The following is a 16,967-nucleotide window of genomic DNA, read 5'->3' as shown; positions in this document are numbered from 1 at the left end:
TGTGCACATCTACGGAAGCGTCCAAGAAATCGGATTCACGCACGCAAGCTGGATCTTTACACCGGATACATTGCTGGCATCCTTGAAGGACTCCGGCCGTGGAGAGTTGCCAGGGATCCGCGTGAACGGTGAGTGGGACACTCGCCCTCACGCAACACGACTCATCTGGGTGAACAAAGGAGTTCTTGAACTCTGGAATCAGATTATGGATGGCCGCATCGAGGATGCATATTGCGCACCCATCCTTTACCCAGTGACAAGTCATGAGCAGACCGCAATCGCAGCTCTGACGGCTGCCCCACTTCGCGTCGAATCATTCGACTTCCGCGCCAGTTCGGGTTTTCATGAGAAGGGCGCAAAAAATTCCGGACTCATTCGCTGGAACACGGGCACCGCACAGGACCCGACCGACGTCATCATCCAGGGACCCAACTTCGGAATTTCCACGCCCTTTCACAAAGAGCCACGAATTCCCTGCAATAGCGTTCAAGATTGGTACCTAGTCAACCCAGGCGACATCGCGGATGACCACACTCCGAGGACCAATTATGAACGATCGGCATCAAAGCCCGACTTCACATCCGCCCAGGATCGCTGGGACGGGGCGCCCTATTCAGAGTTCTTCCGAACTGCATGGCGCAAGATGATCTCCTTTGATGGGGACCGAAGCCTCTTTGTGGCACTAATCGCTCCAGGCGTCACACACGTGGACGCTGTGCACACGTTGCATCTCGGAAGCAATGAAGCGACGCTCCTACTGACCGGCTTTTGGTCCAGCCTCCCAATGGACTATCTTCTCCGGATCATCGGCCGGCCACATCTGCAGATTGGTGACGTATCCAAGATGCCAGCCCCTCGCATTGACCACCCCCTCGCGAGGGCATTGGCCATTCGTACTCTACGACTAAACTGCATGACGAACGCCTATGCAGATATCTGGTCTGAGCTAACCCCTCACTACTCTGGCGAGAAATGGGCAGCTTCATGGCCAGGCGCGCAACCTCTAACTCCCGAATCTCCGCATGAATGGCGGAGCAATTCCCCGTTGAGAACGGAGTTCGAGCGGCGCGCAGCGCTGGTAGAGATCGACGCGCTGGTATCTGTCTGGCTGGGCATCGACGCTGATAGACTGGCCGCCCTTTATAGATCACGGTATCCGGTCCTATCCGACTACGAGCGGACCACTTGGTTTGACTCGGCCGGGCGCAAGATTGCAGGAAACCCTCGCACCCACGGTCATGGACAGACTCGGGAGCATTACAACCAACTCCTCGCTTACCTAGCAAATCCTGCCGACGTGTCGGAACCGGATGGGTACAGGGCTCCCTTTTATAAGGCCGACCGCGAGAAGGAGATGCGGGCAGCACACGCCGTCTTTAAAAAGCGGCTCGACGAGGCCGTCGCCCGTGGCGAGTGGGATCCGGAGAAGCAGGAGGTGCCGAAGCCGTGAGGCCGACGCTTCAGGCACGCGGGCTCAAGGAAAGCCTGCTGCAGTATCTGTCCACGACCTACGCACTCACCGACGAGGGTGCGCGTGAAGCACTGCACCGGTTCCTCGGGGACGAGACGTCGGGGATGTTCCGGGGTCCATATCTGCGGATCCGGACACCATTTACCGTGGCCGGCCAGGAGTGGCGCACCCATCTGGAGTGGCAGCGGGAGGGCTTCAAGCCGTATGCGCATCAGGCGGCCGCGTTCGCGCGGCTATCCTCAGCGCACGGCCACACCCCGCAACCGACGCTGGTCACCACCGGTACCGGGTCCGGTAAGACGGAGTCGTTCCTCTACCCGGTGCTGGACCACTGCCGTCGGGAGCGGGCCGTCGGCAAGACCGGGGTGAAGGCGGTCTTCCTTTACCCCATGAACGCCCTGGCCACCGACCAGGCGCAGCGCATCAACGATCTACTCACGGAGAACGCCGAGCTCGGGAAGCTGTCGGCCGGCCTCTACATCGGAGAGCGCGCGGCGACGCAGTACGAGAAGGTGCGGACCCGCCGTTCGGACATGCAGTTGTCCCCGCCCGACATCCTGATAACGAACTACAAGATGCTGGACCTCCTCCTCCAGCGTGCGGACGACGCGCCCCTGTGGCGGGAGTCGGATATCCGCTACGTCGTCGTAGACGAGTTCCACACGTACGACGGCGCACAGGGCACAGACGTCGGGATGCTGCTGCGTCGACTCGCCGCCTCCGTCGGGGCAGTCGAGGAAGGCCGTCCGCTGGGGAAGATCTGTCCGGTCGCGACATCGGCGACGCTCGCTTCCGGTACGGACGAGGACGGCACGGCGCAGCTGCTGGAGGTGGCCACCCACGTCTTCGGCACGGAGTTCACTGCGGACTCCATCGTCGGGGAGAACCGGCTCACGGTCGAGGAATTCATCCCGCTCGGTGACGTGACCATGCAGCCGATGCCGACACCCGACGAGTTGCTGGCGCTGCCCGATCCGGCGACCGGCGACGAGGCGTTGCTGGATCTGATCGAGAAGGTGACGGACGTCCGTGACCTCGATCCGTTCCTCCTCGGTGGAAACCTCAAGCGGCATCTGTTCACTCGTGCGGTGATGCAGGCGCTCGGCGGCGAAGTGAAGACCAGTGCCGAAGTGCTGGATGTGATGTGGCGTGCGGGCGCCGCCGGCTGGTCCGAGGCGGTGGCGCGGCAGCCGGAGAAGGCGGCCGAGGCCCTGGCGCGGTTCGTCGCGCTGCTGTCGTACGCCCGCGATCCGGAGTCCTCGCCCGCCGAGCCCCGGCCCTTCGTGCACGTCGAGGTGCATCAGTGGGCGCGTTCGGTGTCTCGGCTGCTGCGCGGGGTGCTGCCGTGGCCGAAGGCGGAGTTCCGCTGGGATGTGGCCGGCACGGCCGATGCCGGCGCGGCCGACAGCGGCCGTATGGCGCCGGTGACGACGGCGACGTCGGGGCAGAGCGCGAACCTGTTCCTGCCGGCGATCTACTGCCGTGATTGCGGGCGGTCGGGGTGGGCGGTGTTCTCGCCGGAGAGCGATGACCACGACGTCCAATTCGACACGTACAAGATCCGGCGGGCGTCGCTGGGCCAGGACAAGGCCCGGGTGCGGAACCTGATCGCCGCGACGGACCGGGAGGCCCGGGAGGGTTCCGGGGCCGCACTGCTCACGGCGGCCGGCGGCAAGGGGGGCTCGGCTGCGTCGCAGGGTGCCGGCGGGGTGCTGATGGTGCTGGACGGCACCCGTAAGCGGCTGCGCTTGCCTGATCCGCTGAACGATTACGACCGGGAGACCAAGGAGCCCCGGCTGACGGCCCGTGACTCGGCGTTCGTGCTCGTGAGCTTCGGGGAGACGGCGAACACCGCGGCCAAGGAGGACTGGTGTCCGGCGTGCGGTGAGCGCAATGCGATCCGCTACCTCGGTACGGGTGCCGCCGCGATGGCGGCCGCGTCCATCACCCAGCTTTTCACCGGTGGGGAGCTCGACAAGAAGCTTCACGAGAAAAAGACGCTGATGTTCAACGACTCGGTGCAGGATGCCGCGCACCGGGCCGGGTTCGTCGCCAACCGCTCGTACACCTTCTCGCTCCGTGCTCTCCTCGCCGACCACCTGCGGCACGACGAGCCGACCGCGCTGAACGACCTGATCGCGAACGTCGTCGACGCCACGACGGACAAGGACACCCTCTCGGCGGTGGTGCCGCCGGACCTGCACGGCTTCAAGGGCGTGAACCGGTTGCTGTCCGGCCAGGGTCGCGGTGGGGACCTGAAGACGTGGCGGCTGATCGGTCAGCGGCTGGCGTTCGAGGCGTTGATGGAGTTCGGCTTCCGGTCCCGGAACGGCCGTACGTTGGAGCTGACCCGCACCGCCGCCGCGCAGGTCCGTATCGGCGACCCGGCGGCAGTGATCGCGCTGGTCAAGCGGCTGCACGAGGAGTGCGTGCGGGACGGCCTGCCCCTGGTGGCGCAGGACGACGCCCGCTATCTGGCGTTCGTGCGCATTTTCCTGGAGCGGCTCCGTACCCGGGGTGCGGTCGCCCATCAGTGGCTGAACAAGTTCATCGACGAGGCAGGCACCAGCCGGTACTACATCTGGGGCAAGCGGGCTCCGGGCATGCGGGCCTTTCCGAAGGGGATCGCCGCCCCGGTGTTCCTGCTCGGGCAACCCAAGAACGGCAGCGAGTTCGACTTCGCGACCGGGCGGCTCTCCTGGTACGAGCGGTGGGCGGGGCGGTGTCTGGAGCTGCCGCGTGAGCTGGCACCCGAGCTGTGGAGCCGGCTGCTGCCCGAACTCGCCTCGATGGGGCTGCTGTCGGTGCGCACCCCGAACGACACCTCGGTGCGGGTGTACGGGCTCAAGCCCGGCAACATCGAGGCCCGGCTGCTGGACGACGAGCAGGTGCGGGTCTCGTACGTGCGGTGCCCGGTGTGCTTCTGGGAGCAGACGGTGCACCCGTCGCTGCTGGACCAGTGGCACGACCAGCCCTGTCCCTCCTACCGGTGCCGACGGGGCCGCCTTGTGGCCGGTGACCGGCCCGAGGGGCTGGGGGTACACCACCGCGACCGCGACTACAGGGACGACTACTACCGGCGGCTCTACCTCGGCGCGGGCACCTATCAGGTGGTCACCGTCGAGCACACGGGCATGCTGACGCGGCACCAGCGCGAGAAGGTCGAGGAGGCGTTCAAGCGCGGCAGCGGGTTCAAGGACCCCAATGTGCTCTCCTGCACGCCGACGCTGGAGATGGGCATCGACATCGGCGACCTGTCCGCCGTCGTGCTGGCCGCGCTGCCGCGCCGCCCCGCCTCCTACGCTCAGCAGGTTGGCCGGGCCGGCCGCCGCACCGGCAATGCCTTCCTGCTGACCATTCCCGACCGGCGGCGCCGTGACCTGTACTTCCTCGAGCGTCCGAAGGACCTGATCGCGGGCACGATTGTGCCGCCCGGGTCCTACCTGTCGGCCGTCGAGATCCTTCGTCGTCAGTACCTGGCGCATCTGCTGGACCTCGCCGCGGCCGGCCGTCTCGTCCGTGCGGACGGCATCGTGCTGCGCGCGCTGCCGCACAAGGCGCCGCGCCTGTTCGGCCCGTCCGGCTATCTGACCGATCTGGTGGAGCTGGCCCTCGACCAGGGCGAGGAGCTGGTCAAGGGGTTCCTGCGGCTGTTCCCGGTCGGCGTCAGCGAGCAGGCCGGGGCCCACCTGGAGGCGTATGCGACGCACGGTCTGCGCAGCGCCGTAGAGCGGGCGGAAGGCGAGTGGCGGCGCGCCGAGGACGCGCTGCGGGCGCGGCTGCGGGAGATCGACGAGGCCCACGGCGAGCTGCACGACAGCGACCCTGACCAGGCCCGCCAGAAGGCGGAGCTGGACGCCGAACGGCGCGGGGTGGGCAGGCAGCTGCTCCACCTGGGCGACACCACGGCGCAGACCGCGCTGTGTGACCTGGGTCTGCTGCCGAACTACGCCCTCATCGACTCGTCGACGACATTGTCGGCGACCCTGTATGGCGAGGACGGCATCGACCCGAAGACTGGCAAGGTGGTGTACACGTCCGAGACGGTCTCCTATGAGCGGCCCCGCCGCTTCGCGATCCAGGAGCTGGCGCCGGGCAACACCTTCTACGTCAACGGCTACCGGCACGAGATCACCGGCCTGGAGCTGGCGACGGGCGGGCGCCAGGAGTGGCGGACCTGGCGGGTGTGCCCAGGGTGCGGGTACGTACGTACCGAGGACGCCACCGACGATCGCTCTCCGTGCCCTCGGTGCCGGACGAGCCAGATCGCTGACGACGGCTCCTGCTTGTTCCAGGTCGTGGAGCCGGCCACCGTGACGTCGCGGGACAAGCGTGAGGACGCACGGATCCGGGACGACAAGGACGACCGTGATCGCCGCTCTTACACCGTTGTGGACGCGGTGGACATCCCCGTCGAGAAGATCGAGCGGGGGAAGTCCTGGCGGCACGACCGCGAGACGTTCGGCGTGGACTTCTGCCGCACGGCAATGATCCGCCGGATCAACGTCGGCCCGGTCCGCTACGACGCTCCTGCCCGAGATGACTTCGCCGGCCACCTGGTCCGGCTGAACCCCTTCCACGTGTGCACCGCTTGCGGGGCCGCGAGCGCGGACGGCCGTCCGGTCTTCGACCACGACACCGACGCCCTGGAATCGGCAGCAGCCCGCGCCCCGCAGCTCAAGCACCACCGCCCGTGGTGCCCGCTGCGCCGTGGCAAGAAGGACGGCGTCACGCAGGAGCAGGTGCTGCTGGCCCACCAGCTGCAGACCGAAGCCCTGCGGATCCTCATCCCGGCCGCGACAGCCGACGTCGACGCGCGGGTGCACTCCTTCCGGGCCGCCCTGCGACTCGGTGTCGACCTGCACTTCGGCGGCGACCCGCAGCACCTGGACACCACGGTGGCCTCCATGCCGGACATGGACAGCGGCGAGCGCCGCTGGTTCCTGGTGCTCTTCGACTCTCTCCCGGGCGGCACCGGATACCTGGACCGGCTCACCGACCGCCGTGCCTTCCGGGACACCCTCGCTCGGGCGTACGAACAGCTCAAGGCATGTCCGTGCGCCGAGGAGCAGCGGCGTGCCTGCCACCGCTGTCTGCACCGCTACACCCCCGAGCAGTTCCAGGACGTCGTCTCGCGCCAGGCGGCGCTCAGCATGCTGGAGTCGCTGTTGTTCAAGGGGGACGGCGAGGACGGCTGGGACATCAGCGATGTGGAACACACCGGGCTGGTCGGGCTGGACGCTCAGGTCGAATCCGACCTGGAGGCCCGCTTCCTGACCGCGCTGCGGGACTGGGTGAAGGTCACCGACGACGCAGCTTTGGACGAGGAGGGCCACGCCAGCGGGCATCTGCGATTCACCGACGGCTCGGACGTGATTCACTGGAGGCTGACGGCCCAGAGGCAGCTCGAAGGCACCCGAACGGACTTCACCTTCACCCGCGTCGGCGGTCCGGTGCAGAGCGTGCACGTCTATCTGGAAGGTTTCCGGTTCCACGCCAGCCGGGAGCACAACCTCATCGCCAAGAACGCGGCCCAGCGCACCCGGCTCCGTGCCGACGGAAAGATCGTCTTCCAGATCACCTGGGCCGACATCGACCTGTTCGAGCGGCGGCCGGGGCGCACCAAACCGGTCTGGCCGCCGTACCGGGGCACCGCCCAGGAGCAGGCCAAGGCCGCCTACGAGCAGTACGGCGGCAACCGTGCCCACTTCGGCGAAGCCGTCTTCGCCAACCCGATCGACACGCTCATCGCCTATCTGCGGGATCCTGACGCCACCCGTTGGGCCCGCCGGGCCCGCGCCCTGGTCACCGGCCTCACCGCTGTTTCCGCCACGACCGCCGTCGCCGCGACCGGCAAGCGCAGCGAGCTTGTCACCGCACTGCGCGAACAGCTCGCCTCCTTCGGAGCCGGCCGACGGCACGGCAAGCCGGTGGTACCCGACGCCGGCAGCCTCGGTCCCGTTCATGTGTTCCGCACCCAGGACGAGCACGGTTTGCCGATCGTGTTCGCGCTGGACGCGGCCGACCCTGACAACCTGCGGTGGACCGCCCTGACGGTCCTCGACGACAGCGACGCTGTCCTCGACACCGACGAGCACAAGCTGCGGTGGCGGTCCTGGCTGTACTGGACCAACATCACCCAGTTCCTGTCACTCGTGGGCGGGGATGGTGTCCAGCTCGCCGTCAGCAGCGCTGCGGACTTCAAGGTAGAGGTTCTCGCCGTGTGCGGTGGCCTGGGTGAACTCGACTCGCTCGCCGCAGCACTCGCCCCCGCGCCCACCGTCGTGCCCGAGCCCGCAGTCCGGCCCGCCGCCTCGGAGCCGAGCACGGACTCGCCGGCGGAAGCCGCCCTTCGGAAGATCATCCGGGACGCCGTCTGGGACGACGACATCCTGGAGATCCTGCGCGAGGACCCCGACGAAACACCTGCCCTGCTCCGCCTCGCCGAGACGCTTGCCGAGCACGGAAAGCAGGCCCCCGTTTTCGGGTTCGAACTCGGAAGCAGCCGCTGGCAGGCGGACTTCGCCTGGCGGACTCCCGACCTCAAGATCGCCGTTGTGGCCACCCACCAGGGCGACGAGGACATCGAGGCCCAACGACGCGACGCCGCCTACGCCGAGGACGGCTGGACGGTCCGGACCGCCGCCGCATGGCTCGACCATCTCGACACCCTGCTCGTACAGCTCCCCAATACGGAAGGCACCACCCGATGACCGCCCGGCTCAGCCTGTACCGCAAGGCCGAACAGGAGCTGTACAAGCTCGACCGCTCGGTCAAGGCCCAGTTCTACGATTTCTGCCACGTCTTCCGGAACAACCCCAACCAGCCGGGCCTGAAGCTGAAGAAGCTCAAAGGCGACTCGCGCATCTGGTCCGCGCGGGTTAACGACTCCTACCGCGCGCTGCTGACCCCGACCGGAGTAGACGCGGACGGCACCGAGAGCTGGCTGGTCATCGCCGTCCGCCACCGCAAGGACGTCTACGAAGAGCTCCAGGTCGCGGTCAACCGTGTCACCGGTGAGATCGAGTTCGTCGACCTCTCGGTCGTCGGCGGCAGCGCACTGCGCCGCGCCGGGATCACCCTGACCCCGGCCGAACCTGACCGGACCGCGCCGTCGGCCGAGCCCGAACCACAACCGCAGCCGCAGCCGCAGCCGACGGTGGAAACCCCTCCCCTGCTCGCCGCGTACAGCGCCGACCAGCTGCGGGAGCTGGGTGTCGCCGACCAGTTGATCGAGCTGGCCCTCGCCGTCACCGACAGCACCGAGCTGGACCAGCTCGTCGAGGGCGCCCCTCTGTTGTCCAAGGACGTCCTCTACGGTCTCGCCGCCGGTATGCCCATCGACGAGGTCCGCAAGGAAATCACCCAGCCCGTCGAGCTCGGTCACGAGCCCGATCTCGGTGACTTCGCCGCGGCCCTGAGCCGTACCAAGGTCACCGCCGTTGACGATGCCGTTCAGGCGGCCATCGACGAAGGGGACTTCCGAGCCTGGAAGGTCTTTCTTCACCCCACGCAGGAACGCATCGTCCACCGCCACTACAACGGACCTGCCCGCGTCTCCGGCGGGCCCGGCACCGGAAAGACCATCGTCGCCCTGCACCGGGTCAAGCACCTGGCTGAGCAACTGCCCCCCGGTAGCAACAAGACGATCCTGCTGACCACGTTCACCAAGAACCTCACCACGGACCTCCGCCTGCGTCTCGCGTCCCTCGTCGAGCCCGAACTCCTCGACCGTGTCGAGATCGCTCACATCGACCAGCTCGCCGCCCGCGTCCTGGGTGAGAACACCGCACCTGGCCGGGGCCGGCAGCGTGTCTACGACCACGTGGCGCTGAATGAGATGCGCCAACTCCTCGCCGAACTCGACGACCGCCGCTGGGAGGCCGAGTTTCTCCTGGAGGAGTGGGAGCAGGTCATTCTCGGCCAGTCCGTCGCCACCCGCTCCGCCTACTTCCAGGCCCGCCGTGCAGGACGGGGCCGTTCCTTGACCCGGCCCGAGCGCAACCACATCTGGAAGCTCGTCGAGCAGTTCACCGCCCGCCTGGACAAGCTCGGCGTGGAAACCTGGGGCCAGGCATCCGAGCGCGCTGCCCGCTTCGAGATCGAGCGTGCCGCGAAGATCAGGGCCCGGCGGGAGTACAAAGAGGAGGTCGGCGGCAAGGACCTCATCCACCGCGACAACAGCTCCGGCATGCGCTACCTGAACTACCGCTACCGGCACATCGTCGTCGACGAGGCCCAGGACCTCAGCCCCGCGCACTGGAAGATGCTCCGGGCCATGGCCGACCCCGACCTGCCCAACGACATGTTCATCGCCGGCGACACCCACCAGCGCATTTACGACCACCAGGTGGCCCTCGGCAGCCTCGGCATCAACATCCGCGGCCGTTCTTCTCGCCTCACCCTCAGCTACCGCACCACCAAGGAGATCCTCACCGAGGCCCTCCGTGTGGTCGACCCCGTGAAGCCCTGGCAGCAGGTGAACTACGACGACCTGGACGACGGCACCGACAACCTCGCCGGATACCGTTCCGTCCTCCACGGCCCCGCCCCGGCCTTCACGCCGTACGAAACTTGGGAGGACGAGCTCGCCGGTCTTGCCACCACCCTGGCCACGTGGCGCGAGGAGCTTTCCACGGACGAGAACGGCTCACCCATAGACCCGAGCGGCCATATCGCCGTCTGCGTCGCCGACCGCGACATGGTCAGCCAGACCATGTACTACCTGGTCACCAAGGCCGGCATCACCTGCGCGGAACTCACCAAGGACGGTCCCAAGGGCGACGGCGAGGTCCACGTGGGCACGATGCATCGCTTCAAGGGTCTCGAGTACCAACGCCTCGCCATCGTGGGTGCCAGTGACGGCATCATCCCCCGCACGCACGTCATCGACCGCTACCGCATCGAGGATCCGCCCCGCTACGAGCGCGAACAGCGCAAGGCCCGTTCCCTGCTCTTCGTGGCGACAACGCGAGCCCGAGACGCGCTGAACATCAGCTGGCACGGCAAGCACAGCCCCTACCTGCCGGTCTGACACGGACGTGGGCCTCCCCGGCCTCAGGGAGGCCCACACTCTCCTCCTCGCTGGGAATCAGAAGTGCGAGAGGGAACTCGCCTCGTAGCGCAGTTGATACGCCCGCACGCCACCGCCGTTCATCCGGTAGATCGTGATCGCGGAAAGGAACTGCTCCTTGACCTCCAGAGCGCGCCGCCGCTCCTTCCCCTCGACGTCACTGATCCAATCCTCCACCTGCTTCGGCAGCTTGAAGGCAAGCTCGTACGCGCCTTCCTCCCCCAGCGGCGACAGCGTCCACTCCGCCGAACCGCCATTGCCACGTCGCCGAATGCGCACCGCATGGTCCGGATGGGTATCCGCGTACGTGGTGAACGCCAGGTGATCGCTGGCGGCCAGCGGCAGGATGAACGGTGCCGACGGGAAACCCAACAGCAACTCGGCACCGCTGTTCTGCTGGAGCGCGGCTGCGAAGCCGGCGATCGCCGCCTCAGCCTCGTCCCGGAATCTGCCGTCCGCCGGCGCCGGGGTCGGCTGCAGCTCCGCAGACGCGGTCCAGGTCCCCAACTCCTTCCGCAGCTCCGTACGCATCCACGTCACCGGGAACGTCCCGGACGCCCCGAGGTGGAACTGCGCCTGCTCCAAAGTCCACGCGGTGGTACCGATCGTCCCGAGCAACCACGCGAACGAGGCGCCCGACAGATCCACCAGCGAGATCTGGTGCGCCAAGGCGTACTTCTGGGCGTCCGACGTGAACCCGCTCGTCGAGAACAGGGCGTACGCGTACTGATACCGCTGCCGCGGCCTTCTACCCGCGTGCATCACGAAGTTCTCGTTCACGTCGTGCAGCACTCCGTGGGCGTTGCGCACGATCTCCAGTCCGCAGCGCTCCTGGTAGAACTTCGCCTCCAGGAACAGCCGCACCGGCATCGAGAACGCCGGTGTGAACGCGAACTCCCCCAGTGCGTCCACCTGATGCAGTGCTCCCCTGCCCCGCACCCGAAGCGTGTTCCCTTCGGTCGCCAGCTCCTCGGGGTCCTGGCTCTCGTGCACCAGCAGGCGGTAGCCGGAGGAGCGCAGAAGCCAGGCAAGCGCCTCCTCCAATAAATACCCCCGCAGTGCGGCACCCTTGATCATGGTCAACCCCCTACACGGGCCGTGCTCTGCGGTCGTGCCCGGGCCAAGCGCGGCAACAGCCTGCTACCGGATGCTTTTCTTGATTTCGGTGACGATGGTCCCAGGCTCGCTTTGTCCCTGTGCCGTGCGGCCGACGCTCTGGCTGAACTCTCTCCAGACACGGGGGTGCTCGGCGGTCACAGGCTGCCGTTCGCCGATCATGCCCTGGACCAGGCAGTGGCCGCTGCGCTCGAGGTGGTGCTCGAGCCACTCTCTGGACGCGAGGAGACTGTAGGCCCTGCCGCTCGGGCGGTCCCATGTCAGGTACTGCACCTGCAGTTGCCCGTCGGTGTCGTACCAGAAAGGGCGGTCCGGGTCGCGCCGCAGCCTGCTGTTTCTCAGGAGTGGGTCACTGAGCAGCGTCACGGAGACGGATGCGTCGAGGGAGCAGTCCAGGCTCTGACCACTCCAGTTGTATGTCTGGTCGGTCGGAATAGCGGTGACGGGTTCCCCAACGGGATCTGTGGCGAACACCATCTGGCCCTGCGGCTGTGCGGCGAGGGTGCGCTCCAGCCAGTCGTCCTCGTCGTCTTCCATCGGACCGTCCGCCCACTGGTCTGCGAGCTCCAGGAGCAGCTCTTCCCGGCGCTTTTCCCTGCGCTCCCGCCAGATGGCGATGGCGACGCTCTCCTCCGAGGCCGGCGGTCTAGGGGTTGGCTCCGGAGTGGAGAGATCGTCGTCCCCTGGGACAGGGGAGTCGTCCTCACCGTGATCGGGTTCGTCGTACTGAAAGGTACTCACATGCCAGGAGTCGGGTTCCGGATCGGTCCAGGGACCGGGGACGGTGGGGAAGTCGGCCAGGAGAAGGCTGTGGCGATCGGCTCCTTCGGGCATCAGCCGGTTTGTGAGCGCACGGCCTTCAAGCCACGTCAGCAGGCTGGTGAGTTGGGGGGCGGGCACGAGCCAGCTGTGGATGCGGTGCCATTGCTCTGCCTGGCCGCGGGTGACGTTCCATCCTCGGCCGTCGTGGTCGTCCATGGCCTGTTCGTAGAGGACGATCCACTGCCTGTCCTGGCTGTCGGTGCGGATGCCCAGTTCGCCGAGGTCGGGCAGGTTGTCCGGACGGCTGATCCATTCGTCGACGCCCTCGTCGTCGGGCAGGTCGGGGACAGGTGGTGCCAGCGGGTGTGCGGGGTCTGCGGTCGGGAAGGTGGCGTGGTCGGCTTCGTCTGGACTGTTGTCGTCGTCGGTGTCGGAGAAGGGGTGTCGGGCCGGGGGGAGGGAGGGGTCGATGTCGAGCAGCGACAGTTGTGCCGCTCCCGGGTATTCGGCGGCGTCGTGCTCGGTCTGCCGGTGGGGGTGCCGGTGGTTCGCCAGGCGTTCCACGAGCTCGTGGAGGGCCATCCACTGGTACTTCTTGCCGATCCGTTCGCCCTTGTGTGACTGGCGGGAGCCAGAGTGGCGGGAACGCATGTTGTCGAATTCGGCGAAGAGTTCAGGTGTCCAGCCCAGGTCGGCGACGCGGGCGAGGATCCAGCGTGCGGCCCACTCGGCGTCGACGTGGGCAGTGGCGAGGCGTTCGTCGTCGGGCGGGGGCACTCGGCATGCTCGCAGCAGCGCGTACTGGTCCGCGTCGAGGACGTCCCTCGCCTTCCTCCCGGTGAGGAGTTGTTCAACGGCAGCCGGTGTGCTCAAGGCGGGCCGGACGGACTCCGGAAGGCTTTGCGTGAAGGCCGGGATACGGGCGGGGTCGACTAGGACAGGATCGTCGGCGCGCTGCCACGCCGGCCGGCGGGGATAGTCGGTCGACAGCGGCAGCAAACTGAAATGGCGCACCGCTGGCCGGACCTGGTAGTCCGCAAAGTCTCCGAGCGGTGCAAGGGACGAGCGGAGCGATCCCCACAGCGACTCCTTCTGTTCCCGCCAAGGGAAGAGGACGTCAAGGTCCTCCTCCGCAGGAGCTTGCCCGATCTGAGGGGAGGCGTGTGGGTGCCTGACCGCGTCTGCTTCCTCGCTGGTGACGGCTCCAGCACCGTGCGCCAGGGTGACAACGCGTGTAGCCGCTTCGCACAGCAGTGCGTTCCGTGAAGCGTGCGCGGGCGAATCAACGGCGCCGTAGGAGTACGTGAGGAGCCGCCGGGCGATTGTCCGGAGGAGGTCGTGCTGGCCGTCGTCCTCGCCGCGACGGGCCAGGACTCCGTAGCTGACCCACGCCAGACGCTCGAAAAGGTAGGGATCGTCGATCTTCTCCGCGTCCTCGTGGAGGAATCTGTCCAGGAGGGAGACGAGAACGTCTCCGTGCCCCAGGAGCAGCTGCACCAGGGCCTTGGTGGCCCGGTCCCGCAGGAACCGGTTGGAGGACGTGAGGGTCCACACCAGTGTCGTGGCGGCCAGCCGGACGACTTCCTCGTGGTCGGCTCCGGCCGTCTGCTCCGGCCGGCGGGTCCGGTCCCCGAGCCGAGGCCGGACCGTGAGGGACGCAGGGTGGAGATGGCGCGGGGTGGGGTACTGCTCGGCCCAGCGCAGCAGCCGGTGCAGTGCCGTGACGTCCCACAACAAGGAGTAGGTCTCGACGCCCCACCACGCGTCGCGCTCGGGCCGCGGCTTTCGCAGCAGCACCCGGTGGAGACGATCGGCGTTCAGCAGATGGCCCGGCTCGGCGGTGACCGCTACCGCGGCCTCCAGCACGTCGGAATTACGTCCGTGCCGTGCAGCGGTCTCGTTGAGAAGTTGGATGGTGCGTTCGTTGACGCTGCGTGTGCTGCGCAGCGGAAGCGTTTCCAGAAAGCTGCGGGCCAGCCGGTAGCCTCGTACGTCCGCGCGACTGCCGAGGCCGGCTGTGGCCTCTGCAGATGTGGGAGAGGCGGCCAGCAGGTCGATGAGCTCCGTCCCTGTTTGCTCGGGCAGGAGAATCGACGCTGCTTCCTGGTAGTTCGGGGCTGCCTGCCCCAGCCAGCCCTGCAGCGCGGAATCGGCGGTCAGTGGGCGTCCCTCGCCCAGCACGTCGATCTCGTCCTGGTGGGCAGCGAAGACCGACCGTACAACGCGGTCGTCACCGAACGCCTGGTAGGGGAAACCGATACCGGTTGCCTGGTCGGCCTTGTAGGTCCGCTCGTTGGACACCAAGCCCTGGGCGAGGAGCTGCCCGAGCATCGTGTCCGGCCACGCCGTGGCCGCCGGAGCGTACGCGTCGACAAGAGCGCGGGCTTCCTCACGCGGCAGCACGGAACGCCGTGCGGCGGCCATGCGCGACGCCAGGGCGTCCACCGCACGGTGCACGGGCCGCTCCAGGGGATCGAGTCCGAGCCGGGAGCAGATGGCCTCCGCACGGTGGTCGACATAGGCATCGAACACCGCGCTCCGGTCACGCGGATGGCCGCCCGAACCGCCACGCTCCAGGCTCTTGCTCAGACTGTCCGCGTACAGCTTTACGAACAAAGGGTTGGTGAAGACCGAGGCCAGCAGGGGAGTGTTGGGAAGAACCGCCGCCACACCCCGCAGGTAGCTCTCCAGCCCCTCCATCTCCCGTCCTGCAAAGCCGGAGTGCACGGAGGCCGGCACATCGAAACGATCAGGCACGACGATCGACTTGAAGGTCGAGCGGCAGGACACCAACAAAGCGATGTGCCGGTACCCGGCCAGACGCACCTGCAGCGCGAGCAGTTCGCTCTTCCAGTTCCCGGCGTCGTCGGAGTCATTGAGCGCATCGATGATCAACAGGAAGCGGCAACCGCTTGCCGCGCCAGCGGCGTCCATCGCCTGCAGGAGGTCCCGCTCGGCAAGCGGCCCCAGGCCACGCTTCTGCGCGATCTCACTCAACGCGCTGTGCCCGGTGAGCTCCTGCCCGAACACCACCAGCGCCGGACGGCCCTCGTCCACGGCCCGTCGCGCGGCGTCGACCAGCAAATGCGTCTTGCCCTGCCCCGCCTCCCCCAGGAGCAGCCAGGTCTTCTTCTCCGCTGCCTGGGCAGCGGGACTCCGCAACCAGCCGTCCAGGCGCTCGCAGGCGTCGAAGGCACGAGCCAGAGCGCGCTCGCACAACCATTGCACGCTCCGCACCGCGGTCACCGGAGCATTTGCGCCCCGTCCGGCCGCAGGTGTGGCGTCGTCGCTTTCACGCTCTTCCTCGGCGAACCGGTCAGCCAGGTCCTTGAACTCACCCAGCCGCTCCAGCATGTCCTCCACCACAGCAGAACTCTGCTCGGCGGGGAAACCGGACGTTGCGGATGCAGCGGACAGGTCGTGGACCAAGGTGTGGGCGCCTTCCCGCAACGCGGGCGTCCACGCGTGCACCCACCGCGACAGCGCCTGATGGTCGGGGCTGCTGGCCGGCGCGGGATAGCTGTCGTACCAGCGTGTCATCTCGGAAAGGAGTGTCACCACAGCAGCCTGCAGATCCCGGGATCGCTGGACGCCCTGCCTCAAGAACTCCTGCGGCAGGGCGCACGCATCCGCCACGTGCGCAAGGGGCAACGTCACATGATGCTCGGGTGTGTACCGTGCCTCGGCCAGACGCTCAGCAAGCGTGACCTGTTCCCTGAACCACTCGCTGCCCAGCGCCCGTCGTTCGAAGAAGAACCACTGACGTCCCTCATTTCCAGGGCGGGTCAGCCGCTCCAGCAGCTCGCCGCCACCGACGTAGCGGATGTCCACGTCGGCAAGGCCGGGCAAGTCCTTCTTCCACTGGGCGACGTTGCTGTTCCACCGCTCCCTCGCACCGGTACGCGCCTTCCCGCGCGGGGTGACAGGGGTGGGGTCGGAGAGGTCGAAGGGAGCGAGGAACTCAAGCCGGACAATCTTCCGGTTCGCGACGTTCTCGCCGACCGTCTTGGCGCTCTTCTTCGCCTGAGGGATGAGATCGTCGATGTTGTGGACGAACTTGACCTGGTATCCGTGCGCAGCACTGCCGTCGGGCGCCTGGTCATACCATTCGACGCCGCCGTCCGGAGCAGCAGTCTTGATCGTCTCCCAGCCTGGAGGCGCCGGCGTCCGGAGCTGGAAGCAGAGCTCCTCGAACGCGCGATGCTGGCTGCCGTCCCACTCACGGATGCTCTGCCAGCTGTGTGCCCTGCTGTCGTTCGATGCCACTGCCGTCCTCTGACCGTCCCGCCGCCCCACTATGCGCGTGTCGGATCCCAGCGTAGACGGCTGCACTGACACACCAAGCCCTCCTGTGCCAATGGACCGGCAGCTCGGTGCAGACCAGGCGCGAAAATTCCGTTGTAGCCGGTGCTGACCTGCGCGCTGCCGGTCATGAAGTGCGTGACGGCATCGACTTGGGAGTCCGACCCGGGACCGGACTGGTCTGAGATCGAACACGCTGGTGCACACGATGCGGTCGGTGACTGTGCGGTTCGTGTGCCTGTG

5 protein-coding genes are annotated in these 16,967 nt (G+C 67.3%); 3 read left to right on the top strand and 2 right to left on the bottom strand.

Annotation, left to right across the window (positions count from 1 at the left end):
• Window position 1: 1 nt before the first annotated feature.
• From AB0L56_RS11165 to AB0L56_RS11155, 3 genes are read left to right on the top strand one after another with little or no spacing between them, the layout of a single operon-like run.
• Window positions 2-1,450 carry a hypothetical protein gene (locus AB0L56_RS11165; RefSeq protein ID WP_365421588.1) on the top strand — a complete coding sequence of 483 codons (1,449 nt, stop codon included), beginning with the start codon at window positions 2-4 and terminating at the stop codon, window positions 1,448-1,450.
• Entirely contained in the window at window positions 1,447-8,184 is a 6,738-nt protein-coding gene (locus AB0L56_RS11160) for a DEAD/DEAH box helicase (protein WP_365421585.1), read from the top strand. The genes AB0L56_RS11165 and AB0L56_RS11160 overlap by 4 nt, the downstream gene beginning before the upstream one ends.
• On the top strand, window positions 8,181-10,505 hold the full coding sequence (locus AB0L56_RS11155; RefSeq protein WP_365421582.1) for a UvrD-helicase domain-containing protein: 2,325 nt from the start codon (window positions 8,181-8,183) through the stop codon (window positions 10,503-10,505). Before AB0L56_RS11160 ends, AB0L56_RS11155 begins: the two co-directional genes overlap by 4 nt.
• Before the next feature lie 57 nt (window positions 10,506-10,562).
• Here AB0L56_RS11155 and AB0L56_RS11150 read toward each other — a convergent pair whose 3' ends face one another.
• Complete coding sequence (locus AB0L56_RS11150; RefSeq protein ID WP_365421579.1) at window positions 10,563-11,621, bottom strand: hypothetical protein; 1,059 nt, start codon at window positions 11,619-11,621, stop codon at window positions 10,563-10,565.
• Window positions 11,622-11,684: 63 nt separating this feature from the next.
• Window positions 11,685-16,688, bottom strand: a complete 5,004-nt coding sequence (locus AB0L56_RS11145; RefSeq protein ID WP_365421577.1) for a hypothetical protein — start codon at window positions 16,686-16,688, stop codon at window positions 11,685-11,687.
• Between the last annotated feature and the right edge of the window lie 279 nt (window positions 16,689-16,967).

Source organism: Streptomyces sp. NPDC052079 (assembly GCF_040680275.1).
Lineage (GTDB): Bacteria > Actinomycetota > Actinomycetes > Streptomycetales > Streptomycetaceae > Streptomyces.
The sequence above is the reverse complement of the archived record's forward strand: the minus strand, read 5'-3'. Positions and strand labels throughout refer to the sequence as shown.

Bases quoted from the DNA above. Each gene is read 5' to 3' on its own strand.
- AB0L56_RS11150 (WP_365421579.1), bottom strand. From the start codon at position 11,621: ATGATCAAGGGTGCCGCACTGCGGGGGTATTTATTGGAGGAGGCGCTT.
- AB0L56_RS11155 (WP_365421582.1), top strand. From the start codon at position 8,181: ATGACCGCCCGGCTCAGCCTGTACCGCAAGGCCGAACAGGAGCTGTAC.